General features: G+C 46.9%; 21 protein-coding genes. 2 read left to right on the top strand and 19 right to left on the bottom strand.

Annotation, left to right across the window (positions count from 1 at the left end):
• Window positions 1–18: 18 nt before the first annotated feature.
• Together I6E38_RS02105 and I6E38_RS02100 are read left to right on the top strand one after the other, a co-directional pair.
• The gene (locus tag I6E38_RS02105; RefSeq protein WP_235392439.1) at window positions 19–1,758 is read left to right on the top strand and encodes a RagB/SusD family nutrient uptake outer membrane protein; all 1,740 of its coding nucleotides are present in this window, start codon (window positions 19–21) and stop codon (window positions 1,756–1,758) included.
• A 159-nt stretch (window positions 1,759–1,917) separates the two neighbouring features.
• Complete coding sequence (locus I6E38_RS02100; protein ID WP_235392438.1) at window positions 1,918–3,840, top strand: heparinase II/III domain-containing protein; 1,923 nt, start codon at window positions 1,918–1,920, stop codon at window positions 3,838–3,840.
• Between the two features lie 60 nt (window positions 3,841–3,900).
• Here I6E38_RS02100 and I6E38_RS02095 read toward each other — a convergent pair whose 3' ends face one another.
• The 19 genes from I6E38_RS02095 to rplX form a co-directional block, all read right to left on the bottom strand.
• Entirely contained in the window at window positions 3,901–4,533 is a 633-nt protein-coding gene (locus I6E38_RS02095; protein WP_235392437.1) for a ribonuclease HII, read from the bottom strand.
• Between the two features lie 169 nt (window positions 4,534–4,702).
• The gene (rplQ, locus tag I6E38_RS02090; protein WP_235392436.1) at window positions 4,703–5,188 is read right to left on the bottom strand and encodes a 50S ribosomal protein L17; all 486 of its coding nucleotides are present in this window, start codon (window positions 5,186–5,188) and stop codon (window positions 4,703–4,705) included.
• A 6-nt stretch (window positions 5,189–5,194) separates the two neighbouring features.
• Complete coding sequence (locus I6E38_RS02085) at window positions 5,195–6,187, bottom strand: DNA-directed RNA polymerase subunit alpha (protein ID WP_235392435.1); 993 nt, start codon at window positions 6,185–6,187, stop codon at window positions 5,195–5,197.
• Window positions 6,188–6,198: 11 nt separating this feature from the next.
• The gene (rpsD, locus tag I6E38_RS02080; RefSeq protein WP_235392434.1) at window positions 6,199–6,804 is read right to left on the bottom strand and encodes a 30S ribosomal protein S4; all 606 of its coding nucleotides are present in this window, start codon (window positions 6,802–6,804) and stop codon (window positions 6,199–6,201) included.
• 79 nt (window positions 6,805–6,883) lie between these two features.
• A complete protein-coding gene (gene rpsK, locus I6E38_RS02075) occupies window positions 6,884–7,273 on the bottom strand; it encodes a 30S ribosomal protein S11 (RefSeq protein WP_235392433.1) in 390 nt (129 codons plus the stop codon).
• A gap of 81 nt (window positions 7,274–7,354) precedes the next feature.
• On the bottom strand, window positions 7,355–7,735 hold the full coding sequence (gene rpsM, locus I6E38_RS02070; RefSeq protein WP_154535289.1) for a 30S ribosomal protein S13: 381 nt from the start codon (window positions 7,733–7,735) through the stop codon (window positions 7,355–7,357).
• Between the two features lie 96 nt (window positions 7,736–7,831).
• Complete coding sequence (ykgO, locus tag I6E38_RS02065; RefSeq protein ID WP_007899708.1) at window positions 7,832–7,948, bottom strand: type B 50S ribosomal protein L36; 117 nt, start codon at window positions 7,946–7,948, stop codon at window positions 7,832–7,834.
• Between the two features lie 12 nt (window positions 7,949–7,960).
• On the bottom strand, window positions 7,961–8,179 hold the full coding sequence (infA, locus tag I6E38_RS02060) for a translation initiation factor IF-1 (RefSeq protein ID WP_004341775.1): 219 nt from the start codon (window positions 8,177–8,179) through the stop codon (window positions 7,961–7,963).
• A 19-nt stretch (window positions 8,180–8,198) separates the two neighbouring features.
• Window positions 8,199–8,984: a type I methionyl aminopeptidase gene (map, locus tag I6E38_RS02055; RefSeq protein WP_235392432.1), complete on the bottom strand. Its 786-nt coding sequence runs from the start codon at window positions 8,982–8,984 to the stop codon at window positions 8,199–8,201.
• 13 nt (window positions 8,985–8,997) lie between these two features.
• Window positions 8,998–10,335: a preprotein translocase subunit SecY gene (gene secY / locus I6E38_RS02050; RefSeq protein ID WP_235392431.1), complete on the bottom strand. Its 1,338-nt coding sequence runs from the start codon at window positions 10,333–10,335 to the stop codon at window positions 8,998–9,000.
• A 4-nt stretch (window positions 10,336–10,339) separates the two neighbouring features.
• Window positions 10,340–10,786: a 50S ribosomal protein L15 gene (gene rplO / locus I6E38_RS02045; RefSeq protein ID WP_235392430.1), complete on the bottom strand. Its 447-nt coding sequence runs from the start codon at window positions 10,784–10,786 to the stop codon at window positions 10,340–10,342.
• Between the two features lie 23 nt (window positions 10,787–10,809).
• Window positions 10,810–10,986 carry a 50S ribosomal protein L30 gene (rpmD, locus tag I6E38_RS02040; RefSeq protein WP_235392429.1) on the bottom strand — a complete coding sequence of 59 codons (177 nt, stop codon included), beginning with the start codon at window positions 10,984–10,986 and terminating at the stop codon, window positions 10,810–10,812.
• A 15-nt stretch (window positions 10,987–11,001) separates the two neighbouring features.
• Complete coding sequence (rpsE, locus tag I6E38_RS02035; RefSeq protein WP_235392428.1) at window positions 11,002–11,514, bottom strand: 30S ribosomal protein S5; 513 nt, start codon at window positions 11,512–11,514, stop codon at window positions 11,002–11,004.
• 6 nt (window positions 11,515–11,520) lie between these two features.
• Entirely contained in the window at window positions 11,521–11,865 is a 345-nt protein-coding gene (gene rplR / locus I6E38_RS02030; RefSeq protein ID WP_235392427.1) for a 50S ribosomal protein L18, read from the bottom strand.
• A gap of 19 nt (window positions 11,866–11,884) precedes the next feature.
• Window positions 11,885–12,451 carry a 50S ribosomal protein L6 gene (gene rplF, locus I6E38_RS02025; RefSeq protein ID WP_235392426.1) on the bottom strand — a complete coding sequence of 189 codons (567 nt, stop codon included), beginning with the start codon at window positions 12,449–12,451 and terminating at the stop codon, window positions 11,885–11,887.
• Window positions 12,452–12,467: 16 nt separating this feature from the next.
• Complete coding sequence (gene rpsH, locus I6E38_RS02020; RefSeq protein ID WP_235392425.1) at window positions 12,468–12,863, bottom strand: 30S ribosomal protein S8; 396 nt, start codon at window positions 12,861–12,863, stop codon at window positions 12,468–12,470.
• Window positions 12,864–12,950: 87 nt separating this feature from the next.
• Window positions 12,951–13,253, bottom strand: coding sequence for a 30S ribosomal protein S14 (rpsN, locus tag I6E38_RS02015; protein WP_235392424.1), 303 nt, complete (start codon window positions 13,251–13,253; stop codon window positions 12,951–12,953).
• Between the two features lie 5 nt (window positions 13,254–13,258).
• Window positions 13,259–13,813: a 50S ribosomal protein L5 gene (gene rplE / locus I6E38_RS02010; protein WP_007899758.1), complete on the bottom strand. Its 555-nt coding sequence runs from the start codon at window positions 13,811–13,813 to the stop codon at window positions 13,259–13,261.
• On the bottom strand, window positions 13,813–14,133 hold the full coding sequence (gene rplX / locus I6E38_RS02005; RefSeq protein ID WP_235392423.1) for a 50S ribosomal protein L24: 321 nt from the start codon (window positions 14,131–14,133) through the stop codon (window positions 13,813–13,815). Before rplX ends, rplE begins: the two co-directional genes overlap by 1 nt.
• Window positions 14,134–14,141: the final 8 nt, after the last annotated feature.

The following is a 14,141-nucleotide window of genomic DNA, read 5'->3' as shown; positions in this document are numbered from 1 at the left end:
ATTAAGCGAAAATTCATTATGAAAAAGATAACAATATTATCAGCAGCACTTGCCTTGACTATGTCTCTGACAGGTTGCTACGATCTGGATAGATATCCTACCGACAAGCTCTCTTCAGCCACATACTTCAAGACTGAAGACCATGCCAAGTCGGCAATGATGGGCGTTTACAGCCGTATGCAGGCCGACCACGTATTCGGACTGAAATTCTCTATGGACGTACTGGGCGGAGTAGCCATGGGCTACGACAATCAGTCGTTCCAGAAGTTTGCCTGCGGCACTTACGATATGGCAGATACATGGGTGAACTACCGCTGGACCAACCTCTACGAATCAGTAGCACGTGCCAACATCGTAATCCGCAACGTTGACAACTGCAACATGAGCGACCAGCTCAAGGCTCAATACAAAGCTGAGGCACGATTCATGCGCGCCCTCTTCTACAACGAACTGCTCAACTACTTCGGTGGTGTGCCTCTGTACGACGAGACCACCGACGTTACTACAGAATATTCTGAAATGAAGAAGCCACGCAGCAGTGCCGACGATGTTCGCAAGTTCATTATCGACGACTTGAACGAGGCATACAATGTGCTGCCACAGTCGTGGGAGTCGGCCGACTACGGACGCGCCACAAAGTATGCTGCACGTGCTCTTATGGGCAAGATATATCTCTACAACAAGCAGTATACAGAAGCCAAAGAGTGCTTTAAGGATGTAATCGAGCACGGTGGCTACGAGCTGTACAACGACTACGCCGGACTCTTCCTCCCCGGAGGCGACGAGAGCAAAGAGATGATTTTCGCCATTCAGAACATGGGCGGTGTAGGTACCGACTACGGTATGCCTATGTGCTTCTACATGGGTTCACGCGCTTCTTATGGCTCTTGCTGGAACAACGTGATGGTGGCTACAACATTCGCCGACTCGTACGAGTGGAAGGACGGACGCCAGTTCAGCTGGAAGGAATTCTTCAAGGACGACCCCGTAGCCAAAGACTACGAAACCAACGACGCTACTAAGAAGAAGGTGTTCAACTCGACCTTCAAGAATTCAAAAGTAGTTGCATATACTCCGTACAAGGAGAAGCTGCAGCAGATGTACGCCAACCGCGACCCACGTATGGCTGCATCGCTTATCACTCCGTACAGCAGCTATTTGGGATGGTACAAGAACAAGGTGGCTCCAAGTGAATTCGTACTGCCTACAAAGGGTCTTAACGACGGCAATGGCGTAATCCGTGTAAACGGCAACTACGACTGCTACTTGTGGCGCAAGTTCGTTCCGGAAGGCGACATGAACGGTGCAATGAACAACCGTGCCGATACTCCTATCAACTTCCCGCTTATACGCTACGCCGACGTGTTGCTGATGATGGCAGAGTGCGAGTGGGCATTGAACAATGATGCTGTTGCTATTGATTATATCAACCAGGTGCGCCAGCGTCCGTCGGTAGAAATGCCTGCACTGACATGGCAGGGCGAGGAAAGCCCAGTCAACGTGAAGACTCACGACGAAGTGTTCACACGTCTGCGCCATGAGCGTGCCGTAGAACTTGCAGCCGAGGGACAGAGCTTCGACGACATGAAGCGTTGGGGACTGCTCGAGACTCTCAACGGTAAGCCTGAGAAGGAAATTACCGGCTCTATACGCTACACTCATGGTGTTTCAAGCCGCGACTATCTCTGGCCTATCCCGTCGGGCGAACGCGAGAAGAATCCTGAACTCATCCAGAACCCAGGTTGGGGTGAGAACTAAAGCTGATTGAAGACAGCATGTCAAAGACATGCAAAACTTATGTAATGTATAATTGGTTTTATAAAATAATTTATAGGTAAATAATGAAAGGCTGACGGAAGTTATACTATAGCAGGATAACTTCTGTCGGCCTTTTGTTTTAGCAGAAACTCACGTAATATGAAAAAAGTCATTTTAATATTAGCTGTATTTGCCGCCTCGCTGATGGGCACAAATGCCTACGAGAAGCGCGACTTGCTGCAACGCTCTGCAACAGAGGCTGAGGTTAAAGCCAGTCTTGTGATGGACCAGAAGTGGGTGCCCTACCCTGCCTACTCTGACCGCAATGGTTGGAACAATCTGCTTGGCGACTATCGCGACAACATTATAAAGACAGGCGAGAAATGTCTCGACTACAAGTGGGAGGTGGTTAAGGCAAGCCAATATCTGGAGTTTGAGAAGTCGGGCAGCCGCGACATTATGGAGAAACCCAACAATCGCAACTCTACAGCATTCGGCAAATTGCTTATGGCTGAGCTTGCTGAGGGTAAGGGACGATTCCTAACAGACATTATGGATGGCGTGTTCTACTTCTGCGAACAGACCACATGGGCTGAATCGGCCCACCTCGTGCGCTTCCAGAAGTCGGGACGCGCAATACCCGACTATCGCACCGACGTGCTCGAACTGAAGCAGGGTGGACTGGCACAGATGCTGTCGTGGACATACTACTTTTTACACGACCAGCTCGACAAGATAGACCCTATCATCTCTATGCGCTTGCGTCATGAACTGCAGAAACGCGAACTCGACCCGTTTATCAACCGTACTGACTTCTGGTGGATGGCATGGAAGGAAAGCCCTACTGTATTTGTCAACAACTGGAATCCTTGGTGCAACGCCAACGCCCTGCTGTGCTACATGCTGCTTGAGAACGACCGTGACAAGCTTGCTAAGGCTGTATACAAGTCAATGATTTCGGTAGACCGATACCTTAACTACGTAAAGGCTGACGGAGCCTGCGAGGAAGGCGCCACATATTGGGGACACGCCTTCGGCAAACTGTTCGACTATCTGCAGGAATTGCAGATGATAACCGGCGGCAAGGTGTCGCTCTTCAACAACAAGCTCGTTAAGGACATGGGCGAATTTGTAGCCAAATCGTACATTGGCAACGGCTATGCCGTGAACTTTGCAGATGCGTCGGCACACGTGAGCAATTATATGGCACTGGTATACCGTTGCGGCAAGGCATTAGGCAGCAGAGAGATGATGGACATGGCTGTAGACTGCTTCAAGGAGAAACCGGAGACTGTAACATCGGTATGGCTCGACACTTACAAGCAGATTGAGGCATTGAAGGTACTTAAGGAGATGAGCCAGGCTAAGGGCGGATATAAGGCAGATGCCTTCACTTGGTATCCGCAGACCGAGTTCTGCTACATGCGCAATGCCGAAGCTTTCTTTGCGGGTAAGGGCGGCTACAACGACGAGAGCCACAACCACAACGATATCGGCTCGTTTGTGCTCTACTTCGACAACACGCCAATAATGATTGACGCTGGTGTGGGCACATATACACGCCAGACATTCTCATCAGAGCGTTACACTATATGGACAATGCAGGGCAACTACCACAACATTCCGATGATTAACGGTGTACCCGAGATGTATGGCAAGAAGTATAAGGCAACTAACGCACGTGCCGACCGCCGAACAATGAGTTTCAGCGTGGAGCTTGCCAGTGCTTATCCTAAGGAGGCTTGTGTAGACAGTTGGGTGCGTTCATATCAGCTCAAGAAGAGCAAACTGACGGTAAGCGACAACTTCAAGCTCAGTCAGACAAAGGCTGCCAACATCGTCAACTTCCTGACATGGGGCGACGTCGACATAAGCAAGAATGGCGTAGTGAGCATCAATGTCAAGGGCGTGAAGGCCCAGCTCAACTACGACACCAACACCTTCGAGCCGTCGATAGAAACCATCGAGCTGAACGACAAGCGTCTCTCAGACGTTTGGGGCAAAAAAATATACCGTCTCTCGCTAAAGGCCAAGACCACAGCGAAAAGCGGCATATACAAGTATGAAATAAGTAAGAAGTAAAGAATAATATCAATTAGACATTCGTAAACGTGTCCCTTGAAATTTGTAGAGGGACACGTTTTAGTCGTCAAAATTAAGTTCCAATTGCGTAGCTCCCATCAGATTATAACTCATACGATGATATGGTGAAGGACCATGATCACGAATTCCTTCTCGATGGGCTTTCGTAGGATAGCCTTTATTTTTTTGCCAGTCATAGTAAGGATACTCGTTGGCTAAGCTATCCATATATTCATCACGGAATGTCTTGGCAAGAATGCTTGCAGCAGCTATCGACTGATACTTACCGTCACCTTTGACGATGGTAGTATAAGGAAGGTCACGGTATGGATTAAAACGATTACCATCAACGATAACTGCCTCAGGACGAATTGTAAGCTGGTCAAGGGCACGATGCATAGCAAGAAAACTGGCATTCAAGATATTTATCTTATCTATCTCTTCGGGAGTAACAACACCTACAGCCCAAGACACAGCATCACGTACAATCTGGTCACGTAGCACCTTTCGTCGCTTCTCAGTGAGTTTCTTGGAGTCATTTAGCAAGGGGTTATCATAGTCTTTGGGCAATATTACAGCGGCAGCATATACGCTACCAGCAAGACAACCACGACCGGCTTCATCACATCCTGCCTCAATAAGATTGGAATAATAATGAGGCAAGAGATGATTAGAGGAAACTGATTTCTTCATATATAACAATAATCAATACCTGATATACGTTCAGTTAACGTAGTAAGAGGTAGAAAAAGGTTAAAGATGATAAGTAAAAACAGGATAGAAAACACAAGAAAAATAAAGGCTGGTAGAACTTTTAAGTTCAACCAGCCCTCTTTTATTGAGATAAAGTCGATAATGCGAATTATTCAGCCTTTGCCTCTTCTGTAGCCTCAGTTGCAGGAGCCTCTGTAGCAGGTGCCTCAACAGCCTCTGCTGACTTGCGGCTACGGCGAGTCTTCTTGCCAGCCTTAGCAGTCTTAGCCATGTTCTCGTCGAAGTCAACGAGCTCGATGAATGCGATAGCAGCAGCGTCACCCTTACGTGTACCGAGCTTGATAACGCGTGTATAACCACCGGGACGGTCACCTACCTTCTCAGCAACAGTGCTGAAGAGTTCCTTGATAGCATACTTGTTCTGGAGGTAGCTGAATACTACACGACGAGAGTTTGTGCTATCATCCTTGCAGCGTGTGATCAGCGGTTCTACATACATCTTCAAGGCCTTTGCCTTGGCGAGAGTCGTAGTGATTCTTTTGTGCATAATCAGCGAGATAGCCATGTTAGCGAGCATAGCGTTACGGTGAGATGCAGTACGACCCAAGTGGTTGAATTTCTTATTGTGTCTCATTTTGTTTTATTCTTTATCTAATTTGTATTGAGAAATATCAGTTCCAAACGACAGATTCAGACTCTCGAGCAAATCATCAAGCTCTGAAAGCGATTTCTTACCGAAGTTACGGAACTTCAAGAGGTCAGTCTTATTGTACTGAACCAAGTCGCCAAGAGTTTCAACATCGGCAGCCTTGAGGCAGTTAAGCGCACGAACCGAGAGGTTCATGTCGACCAACTTGGTCTTCAAGAGCTGACGCATGTGAAGTACTTCCTCGTCGAACTCCTGATTTCCCTCGTGCTCCGGGCTTTCGAGAGTAATCTTCTCGTCGCTGAAGAGCATGAAGTGCTGGATGAGGATCTTAGCAGCTTCCTTGAGTGCGTCCTTCGGGTGAATGGAACCGTCCGTAGTGATTTCGAGCACGAGCTTGTCGTAGTCGGTCTTCTGCTCAACACGATAAGGCTCTACAGCGTACTTCACGTTACGGATTGGGGTGTAGATAGAATCGATTGGAATTACGTTAACGTCAGTGCAGTATGCTCTGTTCTCATCAGCCGTAATATAGCCACGGCCCTTATTGATAGTCAGATCAATCTGCATAGAAGCTTTGACATCTAAATGACAAATCACCAAATCAGGGTTTAACACTTCAAATCCAGTCAGATACTTGCCTATATCACCTGCCTTGAACTCAGTTGAATTCTCAACGGTGATACTAACTTTTTCGTTCTCGAATTCTTCTACTACTTGCTTGAATCTTACTTGCTTCAAATTCAAGATAATGTTAGTTACATCCTCCTTTACGCCTGGAACTGAAGAGAATTCATGCTCAACACCAGAGATTTTGATGGTATTGATAGCATAGCCCTCCAGCGACGAAAGCAGAATGCGGCGCAGGGAGTTACCGATGGTAACACCGAATCCTGGCTCCAACGGACGGAATTCGAACTTGCCGAACTTGTCGTTGGAATCCAACATTACAACTTTGTCAGGTTTTTGAAATGCTAATATCGCCATTAATTTAATGATTATTTAGAGTACAACTCAACGATTAACTGTTCCTTAATGTTCTCGGGGATATCGGCACGCTCCGGCTTGTGGAGGAACTTACCGCTCTTTGTGTTCTGGTCCCACTCGATCCAAGGATACTTGCTGTGGTTGTAACCAGCGAGAGCAGCCTCGATTACTTCGAGAGACTTAGACTTCTCACGAACACCGATAACCTGACCCGGCTTAACTGCATATGAAGGAATGTTCACTACCTGTCCGTCAACCACAATGTGCTTGTGACCAACGAGCTGACGAGCAGCTGCACGAGTAGGAGCGATACCCAAACGGAACACTACGTTATCCAAACGGCTTTCAAGATTCTGAAGCAAAACTTCACCGGTGATGCCGTCAGCCTTAGCTGCCTTCTCGAACATGTTACGGAACTGGCGCTCGAGAACACCGTATGTGTACTTTGCCTTCTGCTTCTCTGCCAACATGACAGCGTACTCAGACTGCTTTCTGCGACGGTTGTTGCCATGCTGTCCAGGAGGGAAGTTTCTCTTGGACAAAACTTTGTCAGCGCCGAAGATGGGTTCACCAAAACGGCGTGCAATTTTAGATTTCGGACCTATATATCTAGCCATAATAAATAATATGCTTTATTGTTGTTTGTATCTTTTAAGAGTTGCAGACCTAAAATTATAAGAGTCTACAAAGGGAAAATTAGACCTTACGACGCTTCGGAGGACGGCATCCGTTGTGTGGAAGCGGAGTAACGTCAACGATCTCTGTAACCTCTATACCGCAGCTGTGTACACCACGGATAGCTGACTCACGACCGTTACCCGGACCCTTAACGTAAGCCTTTACCTTGCGCAGACCAAGGTCGAATGCTACCTTGCCGCAATCCTCTGCTGCCATCTGGGCTGCATACGGTGTGTTCTTCTTAGAACCACGGAAGCCCATCTTACCTGCAGATGACCATGAAATTACCTGTCCCTCGCTATTTGCTAAAGATACAATAATGTTGTTGAACGAGCTATGAACATGAAGCTGTCCGATAGCGTCAACCTTTACATTTCTTTTCTTAGATGTTGCTGTTTTCTTTGCCATAATTTTGTTTAGTTAAAAGTTAAAAGTTAAAAGCCTTCCCGTCAGTCACTGACAGTACATGACTTTGCTTTCAACTAAATTTTACTTAGTAGCCTTCTTCTTGTTAGCAACAGTCTTCTTCTTTCCCTTACGAGTACGGGCATTGTTCTTTGTGCTCTGACCGCGAACAGGAAGACCGTTACGATGACGAACTCCACGATAGCAACCAATATCCATCAGTCGCTTGATATTCATTTGGATCTCAGAACGGAGATCACCTTCTACTTTGAATTCAGCGCCGATAATTTCGCGGATCTTGGCAGCCTGATCGTCGTTCCACTCGCTGACCTTCAGGTCGCGGCTAACGCCGGCTTTGTCCAATATCTTTGCTGAACTACTTCGACCGATACCATAGATATAGGTCAATGCGATTTCGCCACGCTTGTTCTGGGGCAAATCTACTCCAACAATTCTTATTGCCATTGTTTAATAAAATTGATTGATTAATTAATTTGTTTATTTTTGAGTTCCAGACTGTCCTCGTCACGAGTAACAAATGTCCAGTCCTCGGAATGAGTTTTAACCCTGACGCATTTTGAACTTAGGGTTCTTCTTGTTGATAACGAACAGACGACCCTTACGACGAACGATCTTGCAGTCGGGTGTACGTTTCTTTAATGATGCTCTTGTTTTCATATATTTAAAATGTTACTTGTATCTGAAAACGATTCTACCCTTAGTCAAGTCATACGGACTCATTTCGACCTTCACCTTGTCACCGGGTAGGATTTTTATGTAGTGCATTCTCATCTTGCCTGAGATGTGGGCGATAATCTGCACACCATTCTCCAACTCGACTCTGAACATTGCATTGGACAACGACTCAACGATTGTGCCGTCTTGCTCAATTGCGGATTGTTTTGCCATAAATAATTTAAAATCTATATTAGGAATGTTCTATTTCTTCAAACGTAGACAGTATCTCAGCCTTGCCTCTCCTTATAGCAATTGTATGTTCAAAGTGAGCGGCTGGTTTCCCGTCGCGCGTACAGATACTCCAGCGGTCGGGCATAAGCCATACCTTTCTATCGCCCATGGTTATCATAGGTTCTATAGCTATGCACATGCCTTCTTTAAGCATGACGCCATTGCCACGCCTTCCATAATTGGGTATCTGCGGATCCTCATGCATTTGCTTGCCAATGCCATGCCCGGTGAGTTCTCTCACCACTCCATATCCATGGGCTTCACAAAAAGTTTGGATTGCATCGCCGATATCACCGACATGATTTCCTGCCACAGCCATTTCAATACCTTTTGTCAGTGACTGTCGTGTCACTGTCAGTAAATCTCTGACATCTTGGCTGACTTCACCGACACAAAACGTGTAAGCAGAGTCTCCATTATAACCAGCAAGAAGTGTGCCACAATCGATAGAAATTATATCTCCATCCTTGAGAATTGTCTTTTCATCGGGAATTCCATGTACAACGACATCGTTGACAGAGGTACAGATACTTGCGGGAAACGGCCCTCCAAATGGATTGGGGAAATTCTTAAACGTTGGAACAGCACCGTTGTCACGAATAAATTCCTCCGCTACCCTATCCAGTTGAAAGGTCGTCACGCCTGGTTTGATATGTTTGGCCAATTCCGCAAGAGTTGCTCCGACTAATCGGTTAGCCTTGCGCATCAGCTCAATTTCATCTTCTGTTTTTAGAAATATCTTCATTTCAAAGATAAAATCAATATGCAGAAACTACTCCGTTGCGAGTGCGACCAGAGTTTAGCAATCCGTCATAATGACGCATCAGCAAGTGACTCTTGATCTGCTGAATGGTGTCAGAAACAACACCAACAAGAATGAGCAGTGAAGTACCGCCAAAGAACTGCGAAAAAGCCTGCTGAACATTCAAAAGTCCAGCGAGAGCCGGCATGATAGCGATGAATGCTATGAACAATGAACCCGGGAAAGTGATGCGAGTCATGATTGTATCAATATATTCGGCTGTGTCCTTACCAGGCTTGATGCCAGGGATAAAGCCATTGTTACGTTTCATGTCCTCAGCCATCTGTGTAGGATTCAAAGTGATAGCTGTATAGAAATACGTAAACGCTATGATGAGAATCACATAGATGCAGTTGTAAGGCAGACTGCGGTTGTCCATAAGAGCCTGAGCCCAAGATGAACCACCATCGCTCTGATAGCGTACGAATGCCAATGGGATAAACATCAGTGCCTGAGCGAAGATGATAGGCATTACGTTAGCTGCAAATAATTTCAGAGGTATGTACTGGCGAGCGCCGCCATACTGTTTATTACCTACGAGACGCTTGGCGTACTGTACAGGTATTTTTCGGGTACCCTGAACAAGCATGATTGAAGCACATATTACTGCATACAGAACCAAGATCTCGATGATGAACATCACAAGTCCGCCGCTTGAAATAGCTGTGAACCGTGAGCCCAGTTCCTGCACGAATGCCTGTGGCAGACGTGCGATAATACCAATCATGATGATCATTGAGATACCATTACCAACTCCCTTGTCAGTGATGCGCTCTCCGAGCCAAAGGATGAACATAGAACCAGCAGCGAGGATAATCGTAGCCGGAATCATGAACATAGGCCATGAGATACCTGAGGCGAGAGCCGAAGCGGCTTGAGCCTTAAGGTTGAGAAGGTAAGAGGGAGCCTGTACGAGAAGGATACCCACAGTAAGAATACGCGTGTACCAGTTAATCTTCTTGCGGCCGCTCTCACCTTCGCGCTGCATCTTCTGGAAGTAAGGCACTGCCACTGCCAGAAGCTGCATAACGATAGAAGCTGAGATGTATGGCATAATTCCAAGCGCAAAGATAGACGCATTGGAAAATGCTCCACCAGAGAACATGTCGAGCAGTGACATAAGACCACCCGCTGTTTGCGACTGAAGTTGATCCAACTTGCTCGGGTTGATGCCAGGAAGCACAACGAACGAGCCAAAACGGTAAATAGCCGTAAACAGGAGAGTAATGAGGAGCCGCTGACGCAGATCCTCAATTCTCCAACAGTTCTTTAGTGTCTCAATAAACTTTTTCATCTACTTAGATAATAGTTGTGTTACCTCCTACTGCCTTGATAGCTTCCTCAGCTGACTTAGAGAAAGCGTGAGCCTCTACTTCGAGCTTAGCCTTAAGTTCGCCGTTGCCGAGAACCTTAACAAGCTCCTTGCCGTTAGTGAGGTGAGCTGCCTGGAGCTCCTCGAGTCCGATCTTAGTGAGGTTCTTCTCCTCAGCAAGCTTCTGGAGAGTAGAGAGGTTTACTGCGAAGTATTCCTTGTGGTTGATATTCTTGAAACCAGCCTTCGGAACACGGCGCTGCAAAGGCATCTGACCACCTTCGAAACCGATCTTTCTCTTGTAACCTGAACGTGCCTTGGCACCCTTGTGTCCACGGGTAGAAGTACCACCGAGTCCTGAACCAGGACCGCGACCGATACGACGACGTGAGTGTGTGGAACCTGCAGCAGGCTTTAAATTATTTAATTTCATAATTTGTTCCATTAATGATTTTATTATTCAACTACAGTTACCAAGTGGTGAACCTTGCGAAGCATACCACGGGTGCTCGGAGTATCCTCAACCTCAACAATCTGAGAGATCTTGCGGAGTCCAAGAGCCTGAAGAGTAGCCTTCTGATCCTTCGGATAACCGATTTTGCTCTTTATCTGCTGTACTTTTATTGTTGCCATTGTATGAATCTCCTATTAACCGTTAAACACCTTGTCCATAGAAATGCCACGCTGACCTGCTACTGTGTAGGCATCACGGAGCTCAGAGAGAGCAGCGATAGTAGCCTTCACGAGGTTGTGGGGGTTAGAAGAACCCTTAGACTTAGCGAGGATATCCTTTACGCCTACGCTGTCGAGAACGGCACGCATAGCACCACCGGCTACAAGACCGGTACCGGCAGCAGCCGGACGCATGAACACCTGAGCGCCGCCGAAGCGAGCCTCTACCTCATGAGGGATAGTGCCCTTGAGCACCGGAACCTTAACGAGGTTCTTCTTAGCTGCCTCAACACCCTTAGCGATAGCAGCGGTAACTTCGCCGGCCTTACCCAGACCGTAGCCAATTACGCCCTTGCCGTCACCAACAACGACGATAGCAGCGAATGTGAATGTACGACCACCCTTGGTAACCTTAGTTACACGGTTGATAGCCACGAGACGGTCCTTCAGATCAACGTCATTATAATTTTTTACTTTATTCATTGCCATAATCGTTTAGAATTTGAGACCGCCATTACGAGCTGCGTCAGCAAGCTCCTTAACACGTCCGTGATAGAGATAACCGTTACGGTCGAAAACCACTGCAGAAACACCTGCTGCGATAGCGTTAGCGGCTACGAGCTCGCCAACCTTAGCAGCCTGCTCCTTCTTAGGCATCTTCTCGAGTCCGAGAGATGAAGCTGAAGCGATGGTAGTGCCAGTCAAGTCGTTGATAACCTGTGCGTAAATCTGCTTGTTGCTGCGGAACACGCTCAGACGGGGACGCTCAGCAGTACCGCTGATGCGCTTACGAACTCTATATTTGATTTTGATTCGTCTTTCTACTTTCTTTGTTGTCATGATCGTAAAATTTAAAATGTTACTTAGCTGAAGCTGACTTACCAGACTTTCTGCGGATGACTTCTCCCTTGAACAAGATACCCTTGCCCTTGTAAGGTTCAGGCTTGCGGAAAGAACGAATTTTAGCACAAATAAGACCGAGCAACTGCTTGTCGCAAGACTCCAGAGTAAGAACCGGGTTCTGGTTGCGCTCGCTCTTAGCCTCTACCTTAACCTCTGAAGGAAGTTCGAGGAAGATAGGGTGAGTATAACCGAGGGAGAACTCGATGAGGTTGCCCTGGTTAGAAACACGATAACCGACTCCGACAAGCTCGAGAACCTTTGTATAGCCCTCGCTTACACCGATAACCATGTTGTTAACGAGTGAACGATAGAGACCATGGAAGGCTGACTTCTGCTTATAGTTTACAGGGCTGTTCTCATCTACCTCGAAAGTGATGTGGCCATCCTCAATCTTAGTGATGATAGACGGGTCTATCTTCTGTGACATCTCGCCCTTAGGACCTTTTACGCTTACAACGTCATTAGCGAAAGTGACGGTAACGTTAGCAGGGATACTAATTGGTAATTTTCCTATTCTTGACATATTCTAAATCCTCCAATTAATAAACATAGCAAAGAACCTCACCACCAATCTTCTGGGCAGAAGCTTCCTTATCGGTCATAACGCCCTTAGAAGTTGAGAGGATTGCGATACCCAATCCGTTAATTACTCTCGGCATGTCCTTGTATCCGACATACTTGCGGAGACCAGGAGTAGACACACGCTTCAGCGAAGTGATAGCGTTGGTCTTTGTGGCAGCGTTGTACTTGAGAGCTACCTTGATTGTACCCTGAGGACCGTCCTCAACGAATTTGTAGTTGAGGATGTAACCCTTCTCGAAGAGGATCTTTGTGATCTCTTTCTTCAAGTTAGATGCAGGCACCTCTACAACACGGTGATGAGCCATGATTGCGTTTCTGAGTCTTGTCAGAAAATCTGCTATTGGATCTGTCATTTTATAAAAATGTTTAATTAATCGGGACTACCCCGACAATATTAAAGTGAAAAAATTGAATTACCAGCTTTATGTGTGGCGCGTGGTTTACCAGCTTGCCTTCTTTACGCCCGGGATAAGGCCCTGTGAAGCCATCTCACGGAACTGAATACGAGAAATGCCGAACTGGCGGATGTAACCCTTCGGACGACCGGTGATCTTGCAACGGTTGTGCAGACGGATAGGGTTAGCATTCTTAGGAATAGCCTGGAGCTTGCGAGCAGCCTCGTAAGCCTCTGCAGGATCCTCAGATGTAGCGATGACCTTCTTCAGAGCGGCACGCTTCTCAGCATAGCGAGCAACGAGCTTGGCACGCTTTACCTCACGAGCCTTCATTGATTCTTTTGCCATATTGCTTAATCGTTTTTAGCGTTTTTAAATGGAAGACCGAATGCCTTGAGGAGAGCGTAGCCCTCTTCGTCTGTGTTGGCAGAGGTCACGAATGTGATGTTCATACCCTGGATGCGGTCAATCTGGTCGATATTGATTTCAGGGAAGATAATCTGCTCCTGAATACCCAGTGTATAGTTACCACGGCCGTCGAACTTGCTCTCGATACCCTTGAAGTCGCGGATACGGGGAAGTGCGATGCGAACGAGCTTCTCGAGGAACTCGTACATGCGCTCACGACGGAGAGTTACCATAACGCCGATAGGCATCTTCTTACGAAGCTTGAAGTTAGCGATATCCTTCTTAGAATATGTAGCAACTGCCTTCTGGCCAGCGATAGTAGAAATCTCGTTGATGGCTACGTCGATGATCTTCTTGTCCTGAGTAGCGTCGCCAAGACCCTGGTTGATGACGATCTTCTTCAGAACTGGAATCTGCATTGATGAAGAGTAGTTGAACTGCTCCTTCAGTGCTGGAGCGATGCTCTCAGCATAGAACTTCTTTAACTGTGCTGTATCCATTATTTGATTTCCTCCCCAGACTTTTTAGCGATGCGTACTTTCTTGCCATCCTCTGTAACCTTGATGCCCACGCGAGTAGCCTTGCCACTCTTCGGGTCAACGAGGCTCAGGTTAGAGATGTGAATCGGAGCTTCCTGCTTAACGATACCACCCTGAGGGTTCTTAGCAGAAGGCTTGGTGCTCTTTGAAACCATGTTCACACCTTCAACGAGTGCGCGGTTCTTCTCAACCAGCACTTTGAGCACCTTACCAGTCTTGCCCTTATCCTCACCGGCAAGAACAACGACTGTATCATTTTTCTTAATATGTAACTTACTCATTACTTGTT

Origin of the sequence: Leyella stercorea, assembly GCF_021531355.1 — a bacterium.
In the GTDB taxonomy this organism is placed as follows: domain Bacteria; phylum Bacteroidota; class Bacteroidia; order Bacteroidales; family Bacteroidaceae; genus Prevotella.
The sequence above is the reverse complement of the archived record's forward strand: the minus strand, read 5'-3'. Positions and strand labels throughout refer to the sequence as shown.

What these genes read in the sequence shown, in the direction of transcription:
- I6E38_RS02105 (WP_235392439.1), top strand. Translation starts at nt 19, where the DNA reads ATGAAAAAGATAACAATATTATCAGCAGCACTTGCCTTGACTATGTCT.
- I6E38_RS02100 (WP_235392438.1), top strand. Translation starts at nt 1,918, where the DNA reads ATGAAAAAAGTCATTTTAATATTAGCTGTATTTGCCGCCTCGCTGATG.
- I6E38_RS02095 (WP_235392437.1), bottom strand. Translation starts at nt 4,533, where the DNA reads ATGAAGAAATCAGTTTCCTCTAATCATCTCTTGCCTCATTATTATTCC.
- rplQ (WP_235392436.1), bottom strand. Translation starts at nt 5,188, where the DNA reads ATGAGACACAATAAGAAATTCAACCACTTGGGTCGTACTGCATCTCAC.
- I6E38_RS02085 (WP_235392435.1), bottom strand. Translation starts at nt 6,187, where the DNA reads ATGGCGATATTAGCATTTCAAAAACCTGACAAAGTTGTAATGTTGGAT.
- rpsD (WP_235392434.1), bottom strand. Translation starts at nt 6,804, where the DNA reads ATGGCTAGATATATAGGTCCGAAATCTAAAATTGCACGCCGTTTTGGT.
- rpsK (WP_235392433.1), bottom strand. Translation starts at nt 7,273, where the DNA reads ATGGCAAAGAAAACAGCAACATCTAAGAAAAGAAATGTAAAGGTTGAC.
- rpsM (WP_154535289.1), bottom strand. Translation starts at nt 7,735, where the DNA reads ATGGCAATAAGAATTGTTGGAGTAGATTTGCCCCAGAACAAGCGTGGC.
- ykgO (WP_007899708.1), bottom strand. Translation starts at nt 7,948, where the DNA reads ATGAAAACAAGAGCATCATTAAAGAAACGTACACCCGACTGCAAGATC.
- infA (WP_004341775.1), bottom strand. Translation starts at nt 8,179, where the DNA reads ATGGCAAAACAATCCGCAATTGAGCAAGACGGCACAATCGTTGAGTCG.
- map (WP_235392432.1), bottom strand. Translation starts at nt 8,984, where the DNA reads ATGAAGATATTTCTAAAAACAGAAGATGAAATTGAGCTGATGCGCAAG.
- secY (WP_235392431.1), bottom strand. Translation starts at nt 10,335, where the DNA reads ATGAAAAAGTTTATTGAGACACTAAAGAACTGTTGGAGAATTGAGGAT.
- rplO (WP_235392430.1), bottom strand. Translation starts at nt 10,786, where the DNA reads ATGAAATTAAATAATTTAAAGCCTGCTGCAGGTTCCACACACTCACGT.
- rpmD (WP_235392429.1), bottom strand. Translation starts at nt 10,986, where the DNA reads ATGGCAACAATAAAAGTACAGCAGATAAAGAGCAAAATCGGTTATCCG.
- rpsE (WP_235392428.1), bottom strand. Translation starts at nt 11,514, where the DNA reads ATGGCAATGAATAAAGTAAAAAATTATAATGACGTTGATCTGAAGGAC.
- rplR (WP_235392427.1), bottom strand. Translation starts at nt 11,865, where the DNA reads ATGACAACAAAGAAAGTAGAAAGACGAATCAAAATCAAATATAGAGTT.
- rplF (WP_235392426.1), bottom strand. Translation starts at nt 12,451, where the DNA reads ATGTCAAGAATAGGAAAATTACCAATTAGTATCCCTGCTAACGTTACC.
- rpsH (WP_235392425.1), bottom strand. Translation starts at nt 12,863, where the DNA reads ATGACAGATCCAATAGCAGATTTTCTGACAAGACTCAGAAACGCAATC.
- rpsN (WP_235392424.1), bottom strand. Translation starts at nt 13,253, where the DNA reads ATGGCAAAAGAATCAATGAAGGCTCGTGAGGTAAAGCGTGCCAAGCTC.
- rplE (WP_007899758.1), bottom strand. Translation starts at nt 13,813, where the DNA reads ATGGATACAGCACAGTTAAAGAAGTTCTATGCTGAGAGCATCGCTCCA.
- rplX (WP_235392423.1), bottom strand. Translation starts at nt 14,133, where the DNA reads ATGAGTAAGTTACATATTAAGAAAAATGATACAGTCGTTGTTCTTGCC.